This window comes from Streptomyces flaveolus (assembly GCF_000716535.1).
In the GTDB taxonomy this organism is placed as follows: Bacteria; Actinomycetota; Actinomycetes; order Streptomycetales; family Streptomycetaceae; genus Streptomyces; species Streptomyces flaveolus_A.
In genome coordinates, this window is record NZ_JNWV01000021.1 from 106,567 (window position 1) to 126,508 (window position 19,942).

Sequence of the window (19,942 nt, forward strand, 5' to 3'; positions counted from 1 at the left end):
CGCGCGCCCACCACCACTTCGACCCGCTGCGGAGGAGACATGTCAGGCACCACGACCGGTGAGGTACCGAAGATCCTCCTCATCGGTTCCGGTGACCTCACCATACGGTTGGGTCATCTGCTGGCGAGCGCGGAGCCGGAGACGCGGCTCGTCCTCGCGAGCCGCTCGGCGGAGCGGGCCACCCGCTTCGCGAACCTGACCAAGCTGGCGGCCGCCAACCTCGGCCGGATACGCGAGGTCGAGGCGGTGGCCATGGACATGGCCGACGTGGACCGCACCGCGGAGCAACTGAGGCGCATCCGACCGACGATCATCTTCATGGGCGCCTCCATCCAGGCCGCCCGCGCCATCATGGACCTGCCCGAGGACCTGTTCCGACGGCTCGACGAGGCACAGCTCGGCCCCTGGCTGCCGATGCACCTCACGCTCGTGCACGAGCTGATGCAGGCCGTACGCCTCGCGGAGTCGCGGGCCGTCGTCGTCAACGGCGCCTACCCCGACGCGGTCGGCCCCGCCCTCGCGGCCCTCGACCTGGCGCCCGACGTCGGGATCGGCAACATCGGCAACATCGTGCCCGGCATCACCTGGGCGGCCGCCGAGGAACTGGGCGTCTCCCCGGCCGAGGTCGAGGTGAAGGCCGTGGGGCACCACTACTTCAGCCACCACGTGCACCGGTTCGGCGAGGCCCGCGACATCCCGCACCTGCTCGACGTCCGCGTCGCGGGGACGCCGGCCACGGTCGACGCCGACGCGGTGTACGCCCGGCTGGCCGGCGGCCTGCGGCGCCAGGGCGGCAAGGAGGGCCAGCAGCTGACGGCCACCTCCGCCGCGCGCCTCCTGCTCGCGCTGCTGTCCCTCACGGAGCACACCCTGCACGCGCCCGCCCCCGGCGGCATGACCGGCGGCTACCCGGTCCGGGTGTCGCGCGACGGCGTACGACTCGACCTGCCGCCCGGCACCACCCCCTCGGCGGCCCAGGCCGTCAATCGGCGCTGCCAGCTCCTGGACGGGATCGAGCGCGTGGCCGCCAACGGAACGGTCCAGTTCACCGAGGAACGCATGGCGGTGATGCGGGAGATGCTGGGCTACCACTGCACCGAGCTGAAGGTCGCCGACGCCCGCTCCGCGGCGACCGAACTCGCCGGGCGCTACGACGCCTTCCTGCGCCGGCACGGGCTGGGCGCATGACCGCGCGCACCGTGCTCTTCGACCTCGACGGCGTGCTCGTGGACAGCCAGGACGCCGAGGTACTGGCCCTGCTGGAGTTCGCCGGGACCGTGCACGCCCGGGTCCCGGCCGAGGGCTTCGCCGAGCGGGTCGCGGGCCGCCGGATGAGCGAGTCGGTCGCGATCATCGGCCGGTACACGGACGCCCCGTTGCCGGACGACGCTGTGGAGCGGGTCAGGGAGATCGCCGAGCGGCACCTGGCGAACCGGTTGCGCGCCACCCCCGGGATGGCGGCGGCCCTACGGGAGATCACGGCACCCGCGTACGTGGTGTCGAACTCCCCGCTCGGCATGATCGAGGACCGCCTGCACCGCACCGGCCTCGCCGGCTTCTTCACCGGCCCCCACTTCTCGGCGTACGAACTGGGCACCTGGAAGCCGGACCCCGGCCTCTACCGGCAGGCGGTACGCGCGCTGGGGTTGGACCCCGAGACCGTCGTCGCGGTCGAGGACAGCGAGGTCGGCGTGCGCTCCGCCCACGACGCGGGCCTGCGCGTCCACTGGTACCGGCCCGGCCGGCCGGAGGAGAGCCGGTACTCGGGGCGCGTCCGGGTCTTCGGGGACATGAGGGCACTGCCCGAACTGCTCGCGGCGCGGGTGTGACGGGACCGCCCGCGCGGAATCCGCGTCCCCTGTTTCCGTGATTCGGGCGGCACGGGAGGGGACGGAAGAGGCGGCAAGGCAGGAAACGCGTTCATCGGCGTCCTCGTGTGCGGGGCGGTCGCGGTGCTGTTCCCGGCGGTCGGACTTCGGACACCGCGGTGTTCCGGCGGCTGCGGCGGCACGGCCATACGCACCTGGGGCGCCGTGGTGGAAGCGTGCGGGTGGAGAGGCGTGACGCGGACCCCTCGTGGTCGCCGGTCATCGCCTTCGTCGACCAGCGCGGCAACCGGGTGGAGTTCACCACCCGGATGCGCGGCGGCGGCATGGGCCTGGCGACCGGCCGCCAGGTGCCGGTGGCGCACCTGGCACACGACCCGCGGGGCGCACGGGGGTCCACGAGGCGGCACACGGTGGGTGCTGCTGCCCGGGGACCAGGAGGTCGTCGCCCACCTGTGCTTCTGGCGCCAGGCGCCCCACGGCTGGAGGCACGAGGTCGGCCCACCGGTTTGGACGCCATTGGGCTGTCGCCCGGTCGTCGGCCAGGCCGGCCCGGGCCGTGACGGGTTCCGCCACGGTGAGCGGTGCACAGGCGACGGCGCCGGTGAACGGCCCTGAAAACTCCGGCGCCGACGAGAAGCTGGTCCGGCTCGCGCGGTGACTACCATCGAATCCGGGCGGCCCTGGCGGCAGCAGGCGGCGTTTCAGGGGGGGCCACCAACCACAACGACCGCAACGAGGCTCGCCTTGGTCGTCCCACCGGATCGGAGAGAGATGCAGCCTGGGCAGTATAAAGAGGTGGCCGACGCCGCAGAGCTTCCGGCACGGCTGCGGAACGTTTTCTGGATTGGTGGCGGGAGTGGTGCGGGCAAGTCGACCATCGCCCGCCGACTCGCCGATCGCTACGGGTGGCGTCTCTACGCGACCGATGACGTGATGCCTGATCACGCGAGGCGGACCACCCCTGAAGAGGCCCCCCACCTACACAAGTTCATCACCATGGACATGGACGAGCGATGGGTGAATCGGACGCCGGAGGTCATGCTTGAGACCTTCCACTGGTTTCAAGGCGAGGGCTTCGGCCTGATCATTGAAGATCTCCTTCGCCTGCCGCAGGAGCCGTACGTCATCGTCGAGGGATTCCGGCTGCTGCCACACCTCGTGAAACCTCTGCTCGCTGCTCCTGAGCGCGCAGTGTGGCTTCTTCCCACACCCGATTTCCGCCAGGCCGCCATCCAGAGTCGGTCGGTACCAGGGCAAGGGTTCGTGTGGAAGACCAGCGATCCCGCAAAGGCCGGCCGCAACATTGCGGAACGTGACGCAATGTTCACAAGTCGCCTTCAGGAGGAAGCCGAGCGTCTCCAACTGCACACCATCCACGTCGATACCTCGATGACGGAAGACGATCTCACTGAGCGGGTGATCGCCGCGTTCGGACTCTGATGTCGGCTGGCCAACGCCCTGCGGGCCTGAGTTCGGGCTGACCGCACGCCGCCGGGACCCGCCCATGCTGCGGGTCCCGGCGGCAGCAGTCGAACCCTGTGTCAGGGAGGGTCCTAACGCGACTGCGCCCAGTCGTAGAGACGGCGGGCGCTGTCACCGAAGCGCGTGGCGTAGAGCGTGGGGGTCTGCCCGCCCGCGAGTTCCTCGTCGGTGGTGGTGACGCCCACGACAGTGCCCGTGCCGGTGCGGGTGTCGAAGTGGGCCAGGTGAGGGCCGCCGCTCGACCCGGCCGACATGTCGCAGGTTTCACCCCACAGCAGGGGGACCTCGGTACCGGGGTGGCTCGTGCCCGCGCAGTGGATCATGCGGGACCCGACGTACTTGTCCCCGGGGTCGTTGAGTCCGTAGTCCGGGTATCCGAAGGCGTGGACGAACTCGTCCGCTGCGGGCTTGCCGAAACCGATTCCCTGGCTTCCGGTGATGACCGCGATCGGGCGCCCCTCCGCAGCGGGGTTCGCCACGAGGAGTCCCGTGTCGTATCCGGCGGCGGCGACGTCCGACGATGCGGTGGTGTCCGGATCGGCGTTCCAGCGGGAAGAGGTGGCCATGGTCCTAATGGTGAAGCCGCCGAGCGGCTTCGTTCCGTTGCGGTAGCCCGGCACGAAGTAGAAGTTGTGGTTCCAGGTGTCGTCGGCGGAAGGCGAGCCGACGCCCCGCAGGCAGTGTGCTGCGGTGATGACGGTACTGCGGTTGGCGCTGGTGACGACCGTCGCGGTGCAACTGCCGTCGTAGCCGTCCGAGAAGGTGAAGAACAGGCGGCCGACGTTCTTCTCCACCGCCCCGCCGTGTGTCCACACCGCCCCGGAGTCCGGCGTGTTCGAGGGAAGCGGCCGCGGATCCTCCGGCGTGTTGTCGTCCTCGGGGACGGGGGTGATCTCGGGGACCAGGGCGCCTGCCAGCTTCATCCGCTCGGGGGTCCAGTAGGCGTCGATCCGGTTGCGCTCCTGTGTGGTCGTGGCGCCGACGTGCGTGGTGATGGTGTCCGCTCGCGCCGCGCCGGCGCTGGTGGACGACGGGCTGTGCCGTGCGGTGTCGGCGGCCGCGGTCGGCGTGACCAGTGCGACGACGGCGGCCGACACCGCGACGGAGGCGCCGATCGTGTGCCGGAGGGTCCTGCGGGTGCTGTCCTGGTGACCGTATGGGCCGTGAGAAGGTGTGGGCATGCGCGGGACGGTAGTCACGTGATGTCAGGAAGCGGTCATGGGAGTGTGCGGACGGTGTCTGCGCGCGGGCAGGCGGTTCGATGCCGGACCCGGACGGTCTTCGCTGCGAGTACTCCCCAGCTACAACGGCGAACCGGTATCCGTTCATACGTATCAAGTGCACGGAAACTGTACACTCACACGTATGACCAAGAATGGTGCGGTTTCCGAGGCGGCCGAGGCCTTCCAGGCGGCGACGGAGCGGCTTGCTGATGTCCTCCCGAACGGCCTGCACGAGCGCGGTCCCCGCGGTGCGCTGCTGGCCGTCACCGGCTCGATGATCCCCATGCTCAACAGCATCATGAGTGTGACCGACGTGCCGTACGCGGCGGAGATCGAGCTGCTCTGCGAGAAGGCCGCCCCGCATGTCGCTCGGCTCCCCTGGAGCATCCGGCTGCGGGGCGAGCCCGGTGCGGAGATCCTCGGCATCGCCGCCGCTCACGGGCTCCGCACGCTCACTCAGCAGCCCTTCATGCTGCTTTCGCTGGACGAGGACCGCGACAACCGGGAGTCCGGCCAGGGGACCGTGACCGTGCGTCCGCTCGACGACGACGAACACCAGACCTTCGCCACCGTCCTCGGCGCCGCCTTCGGGGCTCCACCGATGATCATCAGCAGCCTGTACACGCCCTTCGTCCTCGGGCAGCCCTTCGTCCGGGCCTACCTCGCCGAGGTGGACGGGGTGCCGGCCGGAGCGGGGCTGGCGATCCTCACCGAACGGCATGTCGGGCTCGCCAACATCGGTACCCTGCGCGACCACCGGCGGCAGGGGGTCGGCCGCGCGGTGACCGAGGCGATCCTGCGGGACGGCCGGGCCGCCGGGGCGCACACTGCGTATCTGCACTCCAGCGACGAGGCGCTGCCGCTCTTCGAACAGGTCGGTTTCCGCACCGAGGAGTCGTGGGCGACTTTCACGGCCTGAACGCGTGGGTGTTCAGCGGCCCCTGGGGTCGGCCGGTGGGCCGCTGCGCCGGGCCCACGCCGCCCGGGGCGGATCACGTGTGCCGTCGTACGACGACCGCGCGCCCCGGACGGAGCAGGGGCCGCGGCGCCCGGCCGTCGGGAGGATGCCCGGTCATCCGGAAGGTGTCCGTGATCCGCGGGGTGCCCGCCGTCGCGAGCCGGGGCGGCGGGAAACGGATCACGCGCTCGGCGGCCGTTCGTCCGTCAGCCGCGTGAGCTGGGCGTGCCACAGGTCGTCGAGGCGCTCCACCCAGGCGGGCGACAGCGTGTCGAACGTCTTGGGGAGAGAGGCGCGGACGGCGCTCTCGGCGACGATCTCCGTGCCGTCCCCGGCCTCGGTGAGCAGATACGTCTGATAAAGCCGGACACCGGTCCCGACACTCATCCAGCCGAGCCGGCGGGGCGGTACGTGCTCCCCCACGTAGACCTCGAACCGGTGACCGGACCAGAGCACCTCGAAGGTCCGGGTGAAGGTCGGAGTGCTGACCGCCTCGCACCCCGGAATCCAGCCGGTCCAGCCCGCCACGTCGGTGAGCAGGCGAAAGACCCGTTCGGGCGGGCCCGGTACGACGGCCTGGACGTGATGGAAGCCGTGGGCTTCGGCAGGTGAGAAGCCGGACGGCCAGTGGATGTCCGGGTGGCTTTCTGCGGGGACGCGCATCCGACTCTCTCTCACGCTGCTCGCGGCTTCAGGTCACCCTCCGGCGGCGCTGGCGGCGCGAGCCGGAGGACCTGCCCCTGCCCAGGATGCGGCATCCCCCATGGGGGTCCATACGTCATCCGACTTGCCGTTCACCGGCCCGGCAGGTCAGCTCCCGCCGCTTCCGGTCTGCTCGGCCACCAGATACGCGGCGTACCACTCTGCCCAGCCCGTGTCCACGTCGCCGGTGCTCTTCAGCCGCTCGGCGTGCGCCGCGGCCGCCCGGCGCAGGGCCCGGGCGAGGTCGTCCGCTGAGGTGAAAGCCGTCGGGCCGGGACCGATACGGCCCGGCAGGCGGGAGGTGACCTCCTGGACCAGCCACGAGTTGCCGTCCGGATCGCGGAAGGGAAAGTGCGAACGGTAGCTCTCCCGCTCGGGGTGCAGTCCGGGCTCGGGAACGGCCCCTCCGGTGTGGTAGTAGTCGCCCACCTCGACCCCCAGTTCCACCAGCCTGTTCCGTTCCGCGACGATGTCGGGGACGCACAGGTACATGTTCTGGGCCGAGCCGGGTGCGGCCGTGGTCAGGCCCGTTCCGAACTGCACCGAACACGCCGAGCCCGGCGGGGTGACCTGCACCTTCGCGGGTGGCGTGCGGTCCAGTCGCCAACCGAGCCGTAGATAGAACTCCTTGGCCCGCTCTACGTCGGACACGGGGATCGTCACCACCTCGAGCCGCTCGTCGGAGATGAACCGCGCCGGTTCTGCCGCCATGACGTATGCCTCCTCACTTCGGACATCTCACACGTACCTGGATGAACCCTACGTCTCCACCAGCATCAAAACCAATAAGGTTGGATATGTATCTAAGTACTCGAGGTCGATCGCCGAGGACGCGTCGTCTCTGCCCGTACAGTGCCACCCGCCTGAGCAGCCGCTACGACGGTCCGTCACCGGGCGCCGTGCCCCGCGACGGACATGTGATCCCCGGCGCCCCCGGATTCCGTGTCCCTAGTGAGCGGGCCGAACCCCGGCGCCCCGAGCCGGCCGCACCGGTCCGCCGGTCGCGCACCGGCTCGGTGGACGGCCTCCGCCCCTCCGGCGGCGGACACACACTTCTTCTTCGAGGAGACGGTATGGGACGTGTGGAGAACAAGATCGCCCTGGTGACGGGCGCGGCACGCGGGCTGGGCCGCAGTCACGCCGTACGCCTCGCCGAGGAGGGTGCCGACATCATCGCGCTGGACATCTGCGCAACGGTCGCCGGCATCGGCTATCCGATGGCCACCCCCGGCGATCTGCGCATCACCGGGGACCTGGTGACCGAGGCGGGCCGCCGGGTCGTGACGGCCCAGGTGGACGTCCGAGAACGCCAGGCTCTCGCGGAGGCGGTGCAAGCCGGGGTCGCCGAACTCGGGGGCCTGGACATCGTGGTGGCCAACGCGGGTGTGGCGGCGTTCGGGCGCTGGAACGACACGGACGGGCAGCAGTGGGAGGCGGTGATAGGTGTGAACCTCACCGGCACCTGGAACACGATGGTCGCCACGATTCCGCATCTGCAGGCCCGCGGCGGCGGTTCGGTCGTGGTCATCGGCTCGGTCGCCAGCGTCGAGGGCCTGCCCTGCGCGGAGGCCTACACGGCCTCCCAGCACGGTGTCTTCGGACTGGTGCGCTCGCTGTCCGCCGAACTGATCGAGGACCGCATCCGTGTCAACGCGGTCCGCCCGATCGGCGTATCCGGGACGGGCATGCCGCAGACGCTGCCCGCGGTGGCGGACGTCCAGGCGGACACCCGGGTGGGGTCCACGTTCCACCAAGGGTTCGCGGCCGACACCGTCGAACCCGCGGAGGTCAGCAACGCGGTGCTGTATCTGGCCTCCGACGAATCACGGTACGTCACCGGTACCGCCATGCCCGTGAACGCCGGCCTGATCAGTCGCTGACCACGCGACGCGCTCCGCGGGTTCACGGGCGCATCGTCGCTGCGCGAGTCCTTCGCCGGTCCCCTCCAGGCCAGGTGACCGGCCCACGGGTTCGCCATCCGGCCGGTTCCGCCGACTCGTTCGCAGCGGAACCCGGAGACGAGGAAGTCCGAGGCGGCGGACCATCTCGGGCTTGAGCCGACGGGTGTGAACCTTTCGGGGTCCCGTCCGCGTTGTCGGATGGGAAGCTCCGCCGCACGATCGAGGTGCGGCGGACCCGGCGGCCGTCCCTTCTCCCCCGGCGGGACGGCCGCCTTCCGCCGCGCGCGTCACCGCGCTGTCCAACAGCCCCGACGCCCGCGATGAGCAGCGCTGACGTGACCGTGCCGAGGGCGGGCCGGCCACTCGCCCTCGCGTCCCTGGTGTCGCCTACGCCCCGGAGCACGGGCGCGCCGGCAGGGCCGTCCTGCGTGGCCGCGTCCAGGGGCGCGACCTGTGGCAGGTCGCCATTCCCGGCACGACGCCGGGGCAGCTCACCCTGCTCCGCGACCAGTGTCTGGCGCTGGAGGCCTGGCCCGGAGTGCCCGTCCGGATCTCGGGGGGCCCCGACCCCCGAGCGGTCACCGCCATGGTCACCGACCAGGGGCGCCTCGTCCTCACTTACCCGGACGGGCATGGAGTGCCGGCGCGCAGGATGCCGTCGGTGCCCAGGGTCAGCTCGCCGGGTGCGCGTCCGGCCGACACCGGCCTGCCCCGGGACTGGTTCGACCTGCTGGACCTGTCAGAGGGCCCGTACAAGAGGCCGACTCCACCCGGCTGGAGCACGGCAAGGCGACCCCCAGGGGAGCCGAGCGGACCGTCTTCGTCCCGTTCATGGAGCAGATCGGCACGGGCCGGTACCGAGAGGACGAGGGAGACGCCTTCCTGCCGCCGGGGGTACGGCTGAGCAGCGAGGACTTCGCCGGCGCGCACGCCGGTGCCGTGTTCGGCAATAGCGTCGGCCCCCTGCCCCTCCCCGTCCGATGAGAGACGCACATGTCACGGCGGGCACCCATGCGGACGGGCCCCGTGGCGCCGGGCCGGCGATCGAGGCACCCGACAGCCCTCACCTGCTCGCCCGACCGGGTCACCGCCGAGCTGTACGTCGCGCATGCCGCCGACAACCCACGGCTGCACCCGGTCCGACACCGCCGCGGTGGCCGAGCGGCACCGGACCGAACTCCTCGCGCTGCGTACCCGCAATCTCTGATAGCACGGCGCCGCGCCATGGTTCCGATGTCGGTCCCTTCGGTCTCTTCGGCAGCGCACGGAATCCGCGGATACCGGTGGAATCCGGTCGTACCGCGGCCAGTGGTGTCGCGGTACGACCCGGGTGGGAAGGGACGGAGTCAGGGCCGGTGCGCGGGCCGGCTTTCGACGTCCAGCGCTGCCGGGCGGCTGCCCCGGCCACGCTCTGCTGGTTCTGCCGGGCCGTGCCGGACGGTCGTGGCGGCGGCCGGACGTCCACGATGGTCCCCGAGGGCGACGGTGCCCGGATCGACGCCCATCCGACCCGGCAGCCCGAGGACTTCCCCAGGGCAAGATGCTCAGCCCTGCTCCCGGTCGCCGCTCCCGCGGACAGGCACCCCTCACACCCCGTAGGGCAGACGTTCGTCACCGGGCCCCGAGCAATACCGGTCGGCCGTTGGTGGGTCAGTCGGCGTGGGTGTGTGCCTCGCGTACACACATGGCTAGTATGAGCGACCACAGACATACCGACGCCACCCTCACACCTGTCGCCACCTTGCGACCTACGGTGGAGCAAGGAGTATGAGCGGGTGAGTACAGCTTCCGTGGCAGTCCCGGGACCGGGGCACACCCGGGCGTTCCTGCGCCTGGTGATGATCGAGCACTCGGTGTTCGCGCTGCCCTTCGCCTACATCGCCGCCCTCACCGCCATGTACGAGCGGGACCGCGCCGTCCAGTGGGTGGACCTGCTGCTGGTGACCGTGGCGATGGTGGCCCTGCGCACCTTCGCGATGGCCGCGAACCGGATCATCGACCGTGAGATCGACGCCCGCAACCCGCGCACCGCCGGCCGTGAGCTGGTGACCGGGGCCGTGTCCGTGCGGAACGCGCGGACGGGCGCGCTGATCGCCGTCGTGGTCTTCCTCGCCGCCGCGGCCCTGTTGAACCCCCTGTGCCTGGCGCTGGCACCCGTCGCCGTGGTGCCCATGGTGGTCTACCCCTACGCCAAGCGCTTCACGAACTTCCCGCAGGCCTTCCTCGCCCTGGCCCAGACGATGGGGCCGGTCGGAGCCTGGCTGGCCGTGACCGGTACCTGGAACTGGGACGCGGTCATCCTCGGCGGCGCGGTGGGCATATGGATCGGCGGCTTCGACCTGATCTACGCCTGCCAGGACGTCGACACCGACCGCGCGATCGGTGTGAAGTCGGTGCCGGCGCGATTCGGTGTCCCGGCCGCCATCTGGGGAGCGCGGGCCTGCCACACCATCACGACGGCCCTGTTCGTCTGGTACGCCCTCGCCACCCACGCGGGCCCGCTTCTGTGGCTGGGTCTGCTCATCGTGGCCGGGGCCTTCGGCTATGAGCACACCCTGGTCCGCCCGCACGACCTGTCCCGCCTCAAGCGCGCCTTCTTCCAGGTGAACGGCTTCATCGGCATCGCCCTGTTCGTGTGCGCACTGCTCGACCTGCTGGTGCGGGGTCTCTCCCTCCGCTGAGCTCCCAGCGGGTGCCGGCGGCCAGGGCCTCGACGGCTTGCGGACGCCTTCGCCGCAGGCCGGGGCGGCCTGGGTGCAGTTGGCGATGTGCTGTTCGACGGTCCGGCGGGGGGCGAGGATTCCAGGATGACGGATGTGGTCCGCACCGGCCCACGGCCGGTCGTGCCGGATCGACCGTGAACCGGTGATACGCGTCCGAGCTGTCCCACGCCGACGTCATGCCGGGACCGAGGCGCGGGCGCCGCGCTCGGGACGCCGGTTTCAGTCGCCGTTCCCCCGGCGAGCGGCGGCGGCCAGGGCCCGGAACTCGTCCCAGCGCACCTTGGGCCGCGGCAGCGCGCGCCGTTCGAGATAGCGCTCGGTGGCCCGCTTCGTCCGGCGCAGCACGCCCAGGGCGTCACTGGCGCGCCCGGAGCCCATCGGTTCCACGACCTTCTCCGGGACCAGCAGCAGTCGGTCACCGGCTGTCTCCAGCCGGCCGCGGACCAGCGCGTTGTGCATGTTGTTCATCAACTCGTCGTGGCGGTGCACCAGCAGCGAGGCGGGCCCGGGAACCGCGGCGCAGTCGGCGGGCACCTCCATGGCGTAGCCGCCGTCGGTGGGCGCCGGACGCGTACGGGCCAGGACCGGTGCTCCGGACGCGTCGCGGGCCGCCAGCACCGCGCTGGCGTACCTGGACAGCTGCTCGGCGCCCGGCAGCGGGCTCGGGCCGGCGTCCGGCCGGCCGTCCTGCGGCCCGGTCACGTTGAACGGCGGCCTGACGACGACCCGCTCGGGCGTCACCGTGATCAGCAGTCGCAGGTAGTACCAGTCCATCGTCCAGCGCACGGGAGCGGAGACGTACGACCGGCTGTGCGGCTGCCGTTCGAAGAGCATCCGCCAGTAGTCCTCGGCGCCTTCGGGGCCCGTCATGATCTCGTCGGGGCATTCCGCCCTGCCGCCCACGAAGATCTGCGGCGCGTCGGTGAGATCGCTGCCCGTGGGGTCGGAGAAGAGCAGGCCGACGCGTCCGTCGCGGCGGACGTTCAGTGCCTTCTGCGCGAAGGCGAGCGAGGTGGTCAGCAGCAGGGTGCCGTCCTCGTTCCGGCGTACGGCCGTCGGCCAGGCGGCTGGGGTGCCGTCTCGTCCGAGAGTGACGAACTCGCAGGTTCGGTAGGCGTCCAGGACGTCCAGGGGCGCTTCGTCGAGCGTTGTCACGGTTCTTCTCTCCAGTGAGCAGGCGTGGCAGACGGCGGTGCGGCCTCCCCGTGGTCATCGGACGCGGGCGCCGGGTTTCCCGGGGCCGCGCTTCGCCCGGCGCCTCCCGACGAGGACCCGCTTCGGGAGACACGTGTTCATGACTGGTGGTGGGGCAACTGCCGCCCGTCATCGGGTGGTTCGTTCGGCACTCGGGGCCGGCCGTCGTGGGCAGGCTACCAGTGTGTGCCGCACGTGCCCGCCGGTCCCGGCCGTACCAACATCGGTCGTCAGAGGAGGGTCACGTGCCGGGACACGTGGTCTGCGGCACTGAAGACGGGTCGTGTCGAAACGGCGCCGGCTCCGGTCGCAGGACTGGCTTGGGCCGACTTGCGCACCGGTGCGCAGGGCCGGGGATCGGGTCAGGCTCCGGCTCCCTTCCGGGGCCCGTGCGCGTGGGTGGCAGGCCGACTGCGGCCGCACCACGGCATGGCGCAGCGGCACGCTGGGGACACATTCGTCTTCCTGGTCCTCCTCCAGTGGGTCGGAGACGATCACCGCCGCACCCTCGCACAGGCCCGAGGCAGCATGGACGCGCGTGTTTTCCTCGCCCGATCCGTGAACCCGCGCAGGTTACCGGTCCGTTGTCTCAGCGGAGGACTCCTGCGGCCGGTGTGTTCATCGGCTGGCCCGGCCGCAGGAAGGGAGCGGCCGTCCACACGTACTTCCCTGATGTGGGGGCGGCCGCTTCACCCCCGTCGGCCCGGGAACGCTCTTCCGAGCGAAGCGGTGATCGAACCGCCACGGGGCCCACCCTCACTCGGGCCGGCCCCGGCCCTCGCTACGCTGACGCACCTGTCCCCCTTCGAAGCGTTAGAGTCGAGGGCAGTCAGGTGTCTCGGTGTGAAGGACAAGGTATGGGCGGGTCGTGGGATGACGCCGGGACATGGGAGGACGCCGCCCTGACCCGGGCCGCGCAGGCCGGCGATGTGTCGGCCCTGGCCCTGCTGCTGGAGCGGCACCGGCCCAGGATGCGCGCGGTGGCACTCAGCCTGCTGGGGCCGGGTCCGGACGTGGACGACGTCATGCAGGAGGCGGCGCTGGTGGCGCTTCGGCGGATCGTGGACGTACGCGATCCCGAAGCGGTGGGACCGTGGCTGCGCATGGTGGTACGCAACCACTGCCGCAGCCTGCTGCGGTCCTCCTGGCGGACGGAACTCGTGGACGAGGTGCCGCTGCCGCAGGACGACGGCACACCCGAGCAGGTGCTGGAGAGCCACGCGCTGCGGGACTGGATCTGGGAGGCGGTCGAGTCGCTGTCCCCCACCCTGCGGCTGCCGGTGGTGCTGCGCTACTTCTCCACCGGGATCACCTCCTACCAGCAGATCGCCGAGGCCTGTGCGGTGCCGGTGCGTACCGTGCGCAGCCGCCTGCACGACGCCCGCGCCGCCCTGGCCCGGACCCTGGCGGCCACGGTGGACTCCGGGCACGAGGACGTGCTGCGCCGTACGGCCGAGAGCTGGCGGGAGGCGCACGACACGCTCGCGGCCGCCGAGCGCGGCGAGTTCCACAGGGTGGTCGAGGACCGCTACTCGCCCGGGGTCGCACTGCTGGTGGGCGGGGAACGGCTCGGCGGTGTCGACCTGATGCTGGCGGGCATGGACTGCGACCTCTCGGCGGGGGTGCGCCAGCGGCCCCGTCACATCGTGGCCGGCCGGTCCCTGGTCGTGTGGGAGATGGACCTGATCAACCCGGCGGACGACCCGGACCACTGCCCGCCGGCAGTCGCCTGGATCATGACGCTGGACGGGGGTCGCGTCGACCGGGTCTCGCTGTACCACAGCCCCCGCCCGGAGGCGCTCGCCAAGCCCGTGGCGGTCTGAGCCCACCCCTGTCCACCCTGTGACCCGGATCACGTAAACCGGATCCAACTTTCCGGCTGCGGCGGCGTCGTGTCGGTGTATCCCACATCCACACGGCTCATGGAGGCCCCGATGACCGCGTCGAACGCGCAGCACGACGGCTTGACTCCCGACACCGACCCCCTCTCCCCCGGCACCCACACCTACCGGCTTGCCGGACTGGTCCAGCGTTATCACGTCCATGGCAGCGGTCCGGTGTGCGTGGCCCACTCGGGCGGGCCCGGCATCTTCTGGGAGTACATGCGGATGCCCGCCCTGGAAGAGCACCTGACCATGGTGTACGTGGAGCCCGTGGGCACTGCCGAGGACAGCCGTCTTCCCTCGCACCCGCACGGCTACACCCGGGAGCGCTACAGCAGCTTCCTCAAGACGCTGATCAACCGGCTCGGGGTGCCCGAGGTTCATCTGCTGGGGCACTCGCACGGAGCGTTCGTGGCCGCCTACCACGCCCTGCACCACCCCGAGCAGCTGGCGGGTGTCGTGCTCTACGACGGCGCTCCTGTCACGGGCCCCGAACACGCCGCGGAGGCGGGCCGCATGGTGGAGGCGTTCGTCGCGAAGCACGCCGGCCATCCGGGACTGCCGGACGTGCTGGCCGCGTTCGCCGCGATGTCCAGCATGTCCAGCGACGAGGACACCGTGGCGGTCGCACGGGGCGTGCTGCCGTCGTACTTCGCCGACTACTGGGGCAACGAGGAGACGTTCGCACCCTTCCGGGACGCGGTCCGGGCCACCTACATCTCGGGCCTGGACGAGGACCTCACCCCCGACGTCATCGACGACCGTGCCGCCCTCAAAGGACTGACGGTGCCGGCTCTGGTCATCGTGGGCCGACACGACGTGATCTGCGGAGTGCGCTGGAGCCGCGAACTGCACGAACTGATCCCCGACTCGCGGCTGCTGATCCTGGAGAACAGCGGTCACATGGGGCACATCGAGGAGCCCGAGAGGTTCGCGGAGGCGGTCCGCGACTTCGTCCGGGAAACGACACCGCGGGACGAGGCCGCGTAGCAACCGCGTCCCCCGACGTGATGTGCGCCGGCCCGTTCCGGCCGGCGCACGGAAGCCTCGGCAGGGGCGCGCTCCTCGGAAGCGGCGCGGGCGGACCGCCTCGCCCGGACCGTGCAGCGCGTACTTGGCCTGAGCCGTCATGACGGGTCTCATGCAGCCTGGCACACCTATCGCTCCGCACCCCTGAGCGCGCTCACACATGTCTCTGGGAGGTCTGCGAGATTCGTCGGCACACGTACCGGGCATCCTGTTCGGGAGGCGACTCGTGTGGGTAAGAAACGTCGGCGTCGTCTTTCCCCGCGAGGGCACATCAGCACTTATCGTGAAGAGTGAACATGACCGACGAACCGTCCCCATCAAGGAGTGATTGGTCGTGACCACGAAGTCAGCCACCACACTCCGATCGCGGTACGTGCAGCAGGCCGCATCGGACCTCGAGGAGAACCACCGACGGCAGCAGGAGCTGACGTCGAAGATCGAGATGTTGAAGCAGGAGGAGGCACTTCTGGCGGACATCTTGAACCTCGCCGAGCGGTACGAGGGCTTCGCGGACGCATCGCGTCTGCCGGAGCAGTTGCAGGCCGAGCCGGCCGTCGGGAAGGCGAAGCGCGCTTCGGGTGGAGTCGGGTCACGGCGGTCGGTATCGGCCGGGCCCGCCACCGCGGGCGGCGCGGCGCAGGCGGGCGCGGAGGGGAAGTCGCGCCTGCCCCTGCTCGGTGACCTGCTCACGGATCTGCTCAGCCACCACGACGAGGCGCGGCCGGCGAAGGAACTGCGGGACGAGCTGATGGCGAAGTACCCGGACCGCGCCCCCACCCCGCAGGTGGTGCGCAACACCCTTGAGTCGCTGGTCGCCAAGGGCCGCGTCCGGCGTCACAAGCAGCAGCGTTCGGTCATGTACACCCTGCGGGGGTCCGGCGCCTGACATCTGCGCCCGTCCCGCAGGCAGGCTGTCCACCAGCGGACACCGCCCTGTTCTCGGGATGGGTGAATCTCCCTCGGACATGTGCGACGACCCGTCCACTCCGGCCCGGCCGCCCCGTCGGTGCCACGGGCCGGTCCGGTACTTCGCGTACCGGACCGGCCTTCGCTGTTCCGTCGGGCGCACGGCGTGCTCTGTCAGAGAAGGCTGGACGGCCTGGGGCCGTATCCCATGAGCACCGCGCTCTCCGCCTGGTTCCACACCTGTGTCCCGGCCGGCTCGGTGGAGCCCGGTGCCGCCGGGGCCGGCCGCTCGCCCGGAACGGCGGCGACACGGCTGAGGAGGGCACGACAGAGGCCGATGTGCCGTAGGTCATGTCCCGCCCTCGCTGTCCGGTCGGCGGTGTGGGTGTGAAGCAGGTGGCGGGTCCCGTGCCGGGGGAAGGGGCACGGGACCCGCGGTCTGGTGGGTGTGGGTGTCAGACGGTGGTGGCGTCGATGGTGACGGGGATGTCGTCGCGCGTGGCCTTGGAGTACGGGCAGACCCGGTGGGCCGCGTGGGCGAGTGCCTCGGCGGTGGCCTGGTCGACGCCGCCGAGGACGGGGTTGAGGACGGCGGAGAGGTTGAACTCGCCGTCGTCGCCGTGGGTGAGGGTGAACTCGGCGGTGATGGTGATGCTGGTCAGGCGAATCTTGCGGGTGGTGGCGGCGCGGCGCAGTGCGCCGAGGAAGCAGGCGGCCCAGCCGGCGGCCAGGAGCTGCTCGGGGTGGTCGCGGTGCCGGCACCGCCCAGCTCCTTGGGCAGGGCGAGGCTGACCTGAAGCAGGCCGTCGGAGGAGCGAACGTGCCCGCCGTTGCGATCCTCTCCGTCGACGTCGACGACGGCGGTGTAGCTGACTGCCATGGCTGCTGCTCGGAACGAGTGCTGTGCGGACACCTCCGGCCGGACACCCGCCGTGTCACCGGTTGAGGCGGTGACGCAGTCGTGGCAGGGCTACGCATCACCAGTCAAGACGGTGATGACGGTCAGACCGTCCTCGGCGTCGGGAGGAGTGCCCGGGCGGGGACCGGCGTCCAGTCCGTGCCGGTCAGGTGCCCGAACGCCTGGTCGCCGAAGTGGAACGCGAAGCCGAGTGTTCCCGGCCGCCCGAGTTCCGCCGCGAGGCGCTTCCGTGCGGCCACCACCCCGCCCTGGTCCGCGTCCGGCCGCGAGGGCCACTCGGGGTGCGCCAGCTGCGCCGGCGTGTGGAACACGTCCCCGAGTACGATCAGCCGCTCGCTCCCGGCGGATATGACGTACGAGGTGTGTCCCGGGGAATGGCCCGGAGTGGCCAGTGCGCGCACCCCGGGAAAGACCTCCTCGCCGTCGTCGACGGGAGTGTGCGCCGCGCCCATGAGTGCGAGGACGTCCGCTGCCGGGGCGCCCGGCACGGTCGTGCCACAGCTGTGCGGGGCCCACTCCTGGGCGGCGACGAGGTAACGGGCCTTCGGGAAGGTCTTCTCCGGTGTGAACGCCCAGCCGGTGTGATCGACGTGCAGGTGGGTGAAGGCCACCGTCCCGATGTCCTCGGGCCTGTGCCCCAGCGCGGCGAGCACCTGGGGCAGCGCACCGCAGTCGCTGTGGCCGACCAGTTCGCCGGAGACGTGGACCGGCCCGCGCACAGGCCCCATCCCGGCATCGATCAGCAGGCGGCGGCCGTCGCGTTCGACCAGCAGCCCGCCCGCCGACATGGCCACCCGGCCCTTCTCGTCGAGCAGCTCCGCTTGGTCGTCCCAGTAGTCCATGGCGAAACCCGGGAAGAAGCCCGACGGCAGCATGGCCATCGCACCGTCCACGACATACGTCAGACGTACGTCACCCAACACGAGCGACCGGACGGCGGACTGCCGGTTCAGCGTTCCGATGTGCATCTCGTTTCCCCTCCTTTCGCGGGTCACCACGGTCAGCGGACGGCTGCGCCCGTCGGGGCCTGCCGCCGCTCGCGGGTGGCGAGTCGAGCGAGGGCGTCGAGCACCGCGCACAGCAGCTGCTGGGCCGGTGAGCCGTCCGGGAGGCGGCCGTCGTCCCCGAGCTGCTGGTGCGCCTGGAACAGGAGGAACTCGGGCTGCTGCACGACGTGGGCGTTCATCTTGTGCAGCACCTGGCGCAGGGCCAGCTGGGCCCGGACGGTGCCGAAAGGACCGGGAGAGGCCCCGATGACGGCGACCGGCTTCAGCGCGAGCGCCGGGCCGTCCTCACCGGCCGGGCGGGACAGCCAGTCGAGGGCGTTCTTCAGCGCTCCGGGCACCGAGGCGTTGTATTCGGGTGAGGCGATCAGTACCGCGTCCGCCTCCCGGACACGCCGGCGCAGATCGATGACCTCGGACGGCGCCGGGTGTTCCTGGTCCTCGTTGAAGTGAGGCAGACGGCCGAGCCCGTCGTAGTGGTCGAAGCGGTGCTGCGGGCACAGACGTTCGGCCTCCCGCAGCAGGGTGGTGTTCAGGGAGCTGCGGCGCAGGCTCCCCGACAGGGCGAGGACGTTGAGGGGTGTCACGGGGTTTCCTTCGCGGTTCGGACCGTCCCGGGTGTGCCGCCGTGGACGGGTGGTGGGTGGTGTGCGGGCCCGTCGGCCTCCACGTGATCCATCCTCATCAGCCGGGCGATACCACGCCAGAAACGGCTTCCGAAAACCCCATTGTGCGCCAGGAGAACAGTCTAAAGTGCTGATTGTGCGCCAGAGTCTTGATGAGACGGATCAGCGGATCGCCGCCGCGCTGATCGCTTCACCACGCGCCTCCTGGCGGGCCGTCGCCACATGCCTGGGACTGTCCGAACGCACCGTGGTGCGCCGGGTCGGTCCGCTGTACGCCGACGGCACGCTGCGTGCCACCGTGGAGCGCAATCCGATCCGCTTCCCCCACCTGGTGCCCATCGCCCTGCGCATCCGCTGCCGTCCTGAGCGCATCCGAACGGTCGCCTCTACCCTGGCACGCCGCGCCGACACCCTGTGGGTCGACATCCTCGGCGGCGGCGACGAGATCAGCACCATCCTGTTCCTGGACGGGGCCGAGGCACGCAACCGCCTCCTGCTGCGCGACCTGCCGGCCACCGACGCCGTCCACGGCTGGACCTCCCACACCCTGCTGCGGGTCTTCCCCGCCTCCCTCAACTGGGGCGCCCGGCTGCTGGACGACGAGGAGGCCGCGCGCCTCGGAGTACGGCCGTTCCCGCTGAGCTCCCCGCCGGCGGCCCCGCTGCCCGCCGCGGACCTGGCACTGATCCAGGCCCTGACCGAGAACGCCCGCGCCGACTACGCCACGCTCGCCGAGCGGACCGGCACCACACCGCGCACCGCCCGGCGCCGCCTGGAAGCACTGCTGCACGACGGCACGGTCCGGCTGGTCACCGAGACCGACCTGGCCCTGCTCGGACTGCGCACCAAGGCCCAACTGTGGCTGTCCGTCGAGCCCAGCGCTCTCCAGGCCGCCGGCGAGCGGCTCAGCCGCGAACCTGCCGTGCGCTTCACCGCCGCGACCACCGGACCCGCCAACCTCCTGGTCATGGTCACCACCACCGACCTGGACGCGCTCTACCGCTTCCTCACCGACACCGTAGGAGCCATGACGCAGATCACCTCCGTCGACACCACACCGGTCCTGGCCACGGTCAAACGCACCGGCCTGACCCGACCGGGTTTCTGATCGACTGGTGCGACGGCCGGGTGTGATGCCGGGCCTGTGAAGCCCAGGTCGCCGATGCCCAGTCGAGGACCCAGGACGCCGTCGGCTCCCCCGCCTGCCCGTCGCGGACGACGGCCAAGTCCGCCGCCGATGCTCGCCACGGTCCAGTACGTCGGTCGGGACCCCTCTCCGGCGGACACGGGAGACGGTGTGTCGAGCCACTTGACAGGGCGTGCGGACAGCGCACGTGCGCACCTGCGCCGGTTCCTGGCACACGTCGACTCCTCGGCACGTCATGTGGCGGTGTGGCCAGTTCCGCTCTTTTCGCCTGCATGGTTGAACTTTTTCCGACTCCGCGGCCGTGCTGCTCTACTCCGGACCCGACTGCACCGCCCGGTATCCGTGGGGCACCGGCTCGCTGGCCCAGCAGAACCTGCCCTGGGCGATGCTGAGCTACCGGGCGGTCAGCCTGTGAC

General features: G+C 71.0%; 19 protein-coding genes. 11 read left to right on the forward strand and 8 right to left on the reverse strand.

Annotation, left to right across the window (positions count from 1 at the left end; all coding sequences use genetic code 11):
- The first annotated feature begins 39 nt into the window (after window positions 1-39).
- The 3 genes from OO52_RS23670 (at window position 40) to OO52_RS23680 (ending at window position 3,269) form a co-directional block, all read left to right on the forward strand.
- On the forward strand, window positions 40-1,188 hold the full coding sequence (locus tag OO52_RS23670; RefSeq protein WP_030646340.1) for a hypothetical protein: 1,149 nt from the start codon (window positions 40-42) through the stop codon (window positions 1,186-1,188).
- Window positions 1,185-1,829 carry an HAD family hydrolase gene (locus tag OO52_RS46125; RefSeq protein WP_051816334.1) on the forward strand — a complete coding sequence of 215 codons (645 nt, stop codon included), beginning with the start codon at window positions 1,185-1,187 and terminating at the stop codon, window positions 1,827-1,829. Before OO52_RS23670 ends, OO52_RS46125 begins: the two co-directional genes overlap by 4 nt.
- 795 nt (window positions 1,830-2,624) lie before the next feature.
- Window positions 2,625-3,269 (forward strand): hypothetical protein, encoded by a 645-nt coding sequence (locus tag OO52_RS23680; protein WP_234337931.1) that lies wholly within the window; start codon window positions 2,625-2,627, stop codon window positions 3,267-3,269.
- Window positions 3,270-3,382: 113 nt separating this feature from the next.
- Here the strand turns inward: OO52_RS23680 and OO52_RS23685 are convergent, their stop codons facing one another.
- Window positions 3,383-4,492: a trypsin-like serine peptidase gene (locus tag OO52_RS23685; RefSeq protein ID WP_030646335.1), complete on the reverse strand. Its 1,110-nt coding sequence runs from the start codon at window positions 4,490-4,492 to the stop codon at window positions 3,383-3,385.
- A gap of 184 nt (window positions 4,493-4,676) precedes the next feature.
- Between OO52_RS23685 and OO52_RS23690 the strand changes: the two genes are divergently transcribed.
- Window positions 4,677-5,453: a GNAT family N-acetyltransferase gene (locus tag OO52_RS23690; RefSeq protein WP_030646333.1), complete on the forward strand. Its 777-nt coding sequence runs from the start codon at window positions 4,677-4,679 to the stop codon at window positions 5,451-5,453.
- 219 nt (window positions 5,454-5,672) lie between these two features.
- Here OO52_RS23690 and OO52_RS23695 read toward each other — a convergent pair whose 3' ends face one another.
- On the reverse strand, window positions 5,673-6,155 hold the full coding sequence (locus tag OO52_RS23695; RefSeq protein WP_030646331.1) for an SRPBCC family protein: 483 nt from the start codon (window positions 6,153-6,155) through the stop codon (window positions 5,673-5,675).
- A 147-nt stretch (window positions 6,156-6,302) separates the two neighbouring features.
- A complete protein-coding gene (locus tag OO52_RS23700) occupies window positions 6,303-6,905 on the reverse strand; it encodes a VOC family protein (protein WP_030646328.1) in 603 nt (200 codons plus the stop codon).
- Window positions 6,906-7,267: 362 nt separating this feature from the next.
- Here OO52_RS23700 and OO52_RS23705 point away from each other — a divergent pair, with 362 nt between their 5' ends.
- The 3 genes from OO52_RS23705 to mqnP all read left to right on the forward strand — a co-directional run bounded on the left by OO52_RS23705 (window position 7,268) and on the right by mqnP (window position 10,776).
- Window positions 7,268-8,074: a mycofactocin-coupled SDR family oxidoreductase gene (locus OO52_RS23705; RefSeq protein ID WP_030646326.1), complete on the forward strand. Its 807-nt coding sequence runs from the start codon at window positions 7,268-7,270 to the stop codon at window positions 8,072-8,074.
- Between the two features lie 852 nt (window positions 8,075-8,926).
- On the forward strand, window positions 8,927-9,079 hold the full coding sequence (locus OO52_RS52900; protein ID WP_234337932.1) for a hypothetical protein: 153 nt from the start codon (window positions 8,927-8,929) through the stop codon (window positions 9,077-9,079).
- A gap of 791 nt (window positions 9,080-9,870) precedes the next feature.
- Window positions 9,871-10,776, forward strand: coding sequence for a menaquinone biosynthesis prenyltransferase MqnP (gene mqnP / locus OO52_RS23710; RefSeq protein ID WP_030646324.1), 906 nt, complete (start codon window positions 9,871-9,873; stop codon window positions 10,774-10,776).
- 261 nt (window positions 10,777-11,037) lie between these two features.
- On the opposite strand, the gene OO52_RS23715 is transcribed toward mqnP, so the two are convergent.
- The gene (locus OO52_RS23715; protein WP_030646322.1) at window positions 11,038-11,973 is read right to left on the reverse strand and encodes a pyridoxamine 5'-phosphate oxidase family protein; all 936 of its coding nucleotides are present in this window, start codon (window positions 11,971-11,973) and stop codon (window positions 11,038-11,040) included.
- 896 nt (window positions 11,974-12,869) lie between these two features.
- Between OO52_RS23715 and OO52_RS23720 the strand changes: the two genes are divergently transcribed.
- From OO52_RS23720 to OO52_RS23730, 3 genes are all read left to right on the forward strand, one after another.
- Window positions 12,870-13,835, forward strand: a complete 966-nt coding sequence (locus OO52_RS23720; protein WP_030646321.1) for an RNA polymerase sigma factor — start codon at window positions 12,870-12,872, stop codon at window positions 13,833-13,835.
- Window positions 13,836-13,946: 111 nt separating this feature from the next.
- Window positions 13,947-14,885, forward strand: a complete 939-nt coding sequence (locus tag OO52_RS23725; protein ID WP_030646319.1) for an alpha/beta fold hydrolase — start codon at window positions 13,947-13,949, stop codon at window positions 14,883-14,885.
- Window positions 14,886-15,258: 373 nt separating this feature from the next.
- Window positions 15,259-15,810, forward strand: coding sequence for a hypothetical protein (locus OO52_RS23730; protein ID WP_030646317.1), 552 nt, complete (start codon window positions 15,259-15,261; stop codon window positions 15,808-15,810).
- Between the two features lie 475 nt (window positions 15,811-16,285).
- On the opposite strand, the gene OO52_RS54635 is transcribed toward OO52_RS23730, so the two are convergent.
- The 4 genes from OO52_RS54635 to OO52_RS23745 form a co-directional block, all read right to left on the reverse strand.
- Window positions 16,286-16,561: an OsmC family protein gene (locus OO52_RS54635; protein WP_420711420.1), complete on the reverse strand. Its 276-nt coding sequence runs from the start codon at window positions 16,559-16,561 to the stop codon at window positions 16,286-16,288.
- Window positions 16,489-16,710, reverse strand: coding sequence for a hypothetical protein (locus OO52_RS54640; protein ID WP_420711418.1), 222 nt, complete (start codon window positions 16,708-16,710; stop codon window positions 16,489-16,491). The genes OO52_RS54635 and OO52_RS54640 overlap by 73 nt, the downstream gene beginning before the upstream one ends.
- Window positions 16,711-16,832: 122 nt before the next feature.
- Window positions 16,833-17,717, reverse strand: a complete 885-nt coding sequence (locus tag OO52_RS23740) for an MBL fold metallo-hydrolase (RefSeq protein WP_030646312.1) — start codon at window positions 17,715-17,717, stop codon at window positions 16,833-16,835.
- 32 nt (window positions 17,718-17,749) lie between these two features.
- On the reverse strand, window positions 17,750-18,340 hold the full coding sequence (locus OO52_RS23745) for an NADPH-dependent FMN reductase (RefSeq protein WP_030646310.1): 591 nt from the start codon (window positions 18,338-18,340) through the stop codon (window positions 17,750-17,752).
- Between the two features lie 175 nt (window positions 18,341-18,515).
- Here OO52_RS23745 and OO52_RS23750 point away from each other — a divergent pair, with 175 nt between their 5' ends.
- Window positions 18,516-19,487 carry an Lrp/AsnC family transcriptional regulator gene (locus OO52_RS23750; protein WP_037629360.1) on the forward strand — a complete coding sequence of 324 codons (972 nt, stop codon included), beginning with the start codon at window positions 18,516-18,518 and terminating at the stop codon, window positions 19,485-19,487.
- Window positions 19,488-19,942 lie beyond the last annotated feature (455 nt).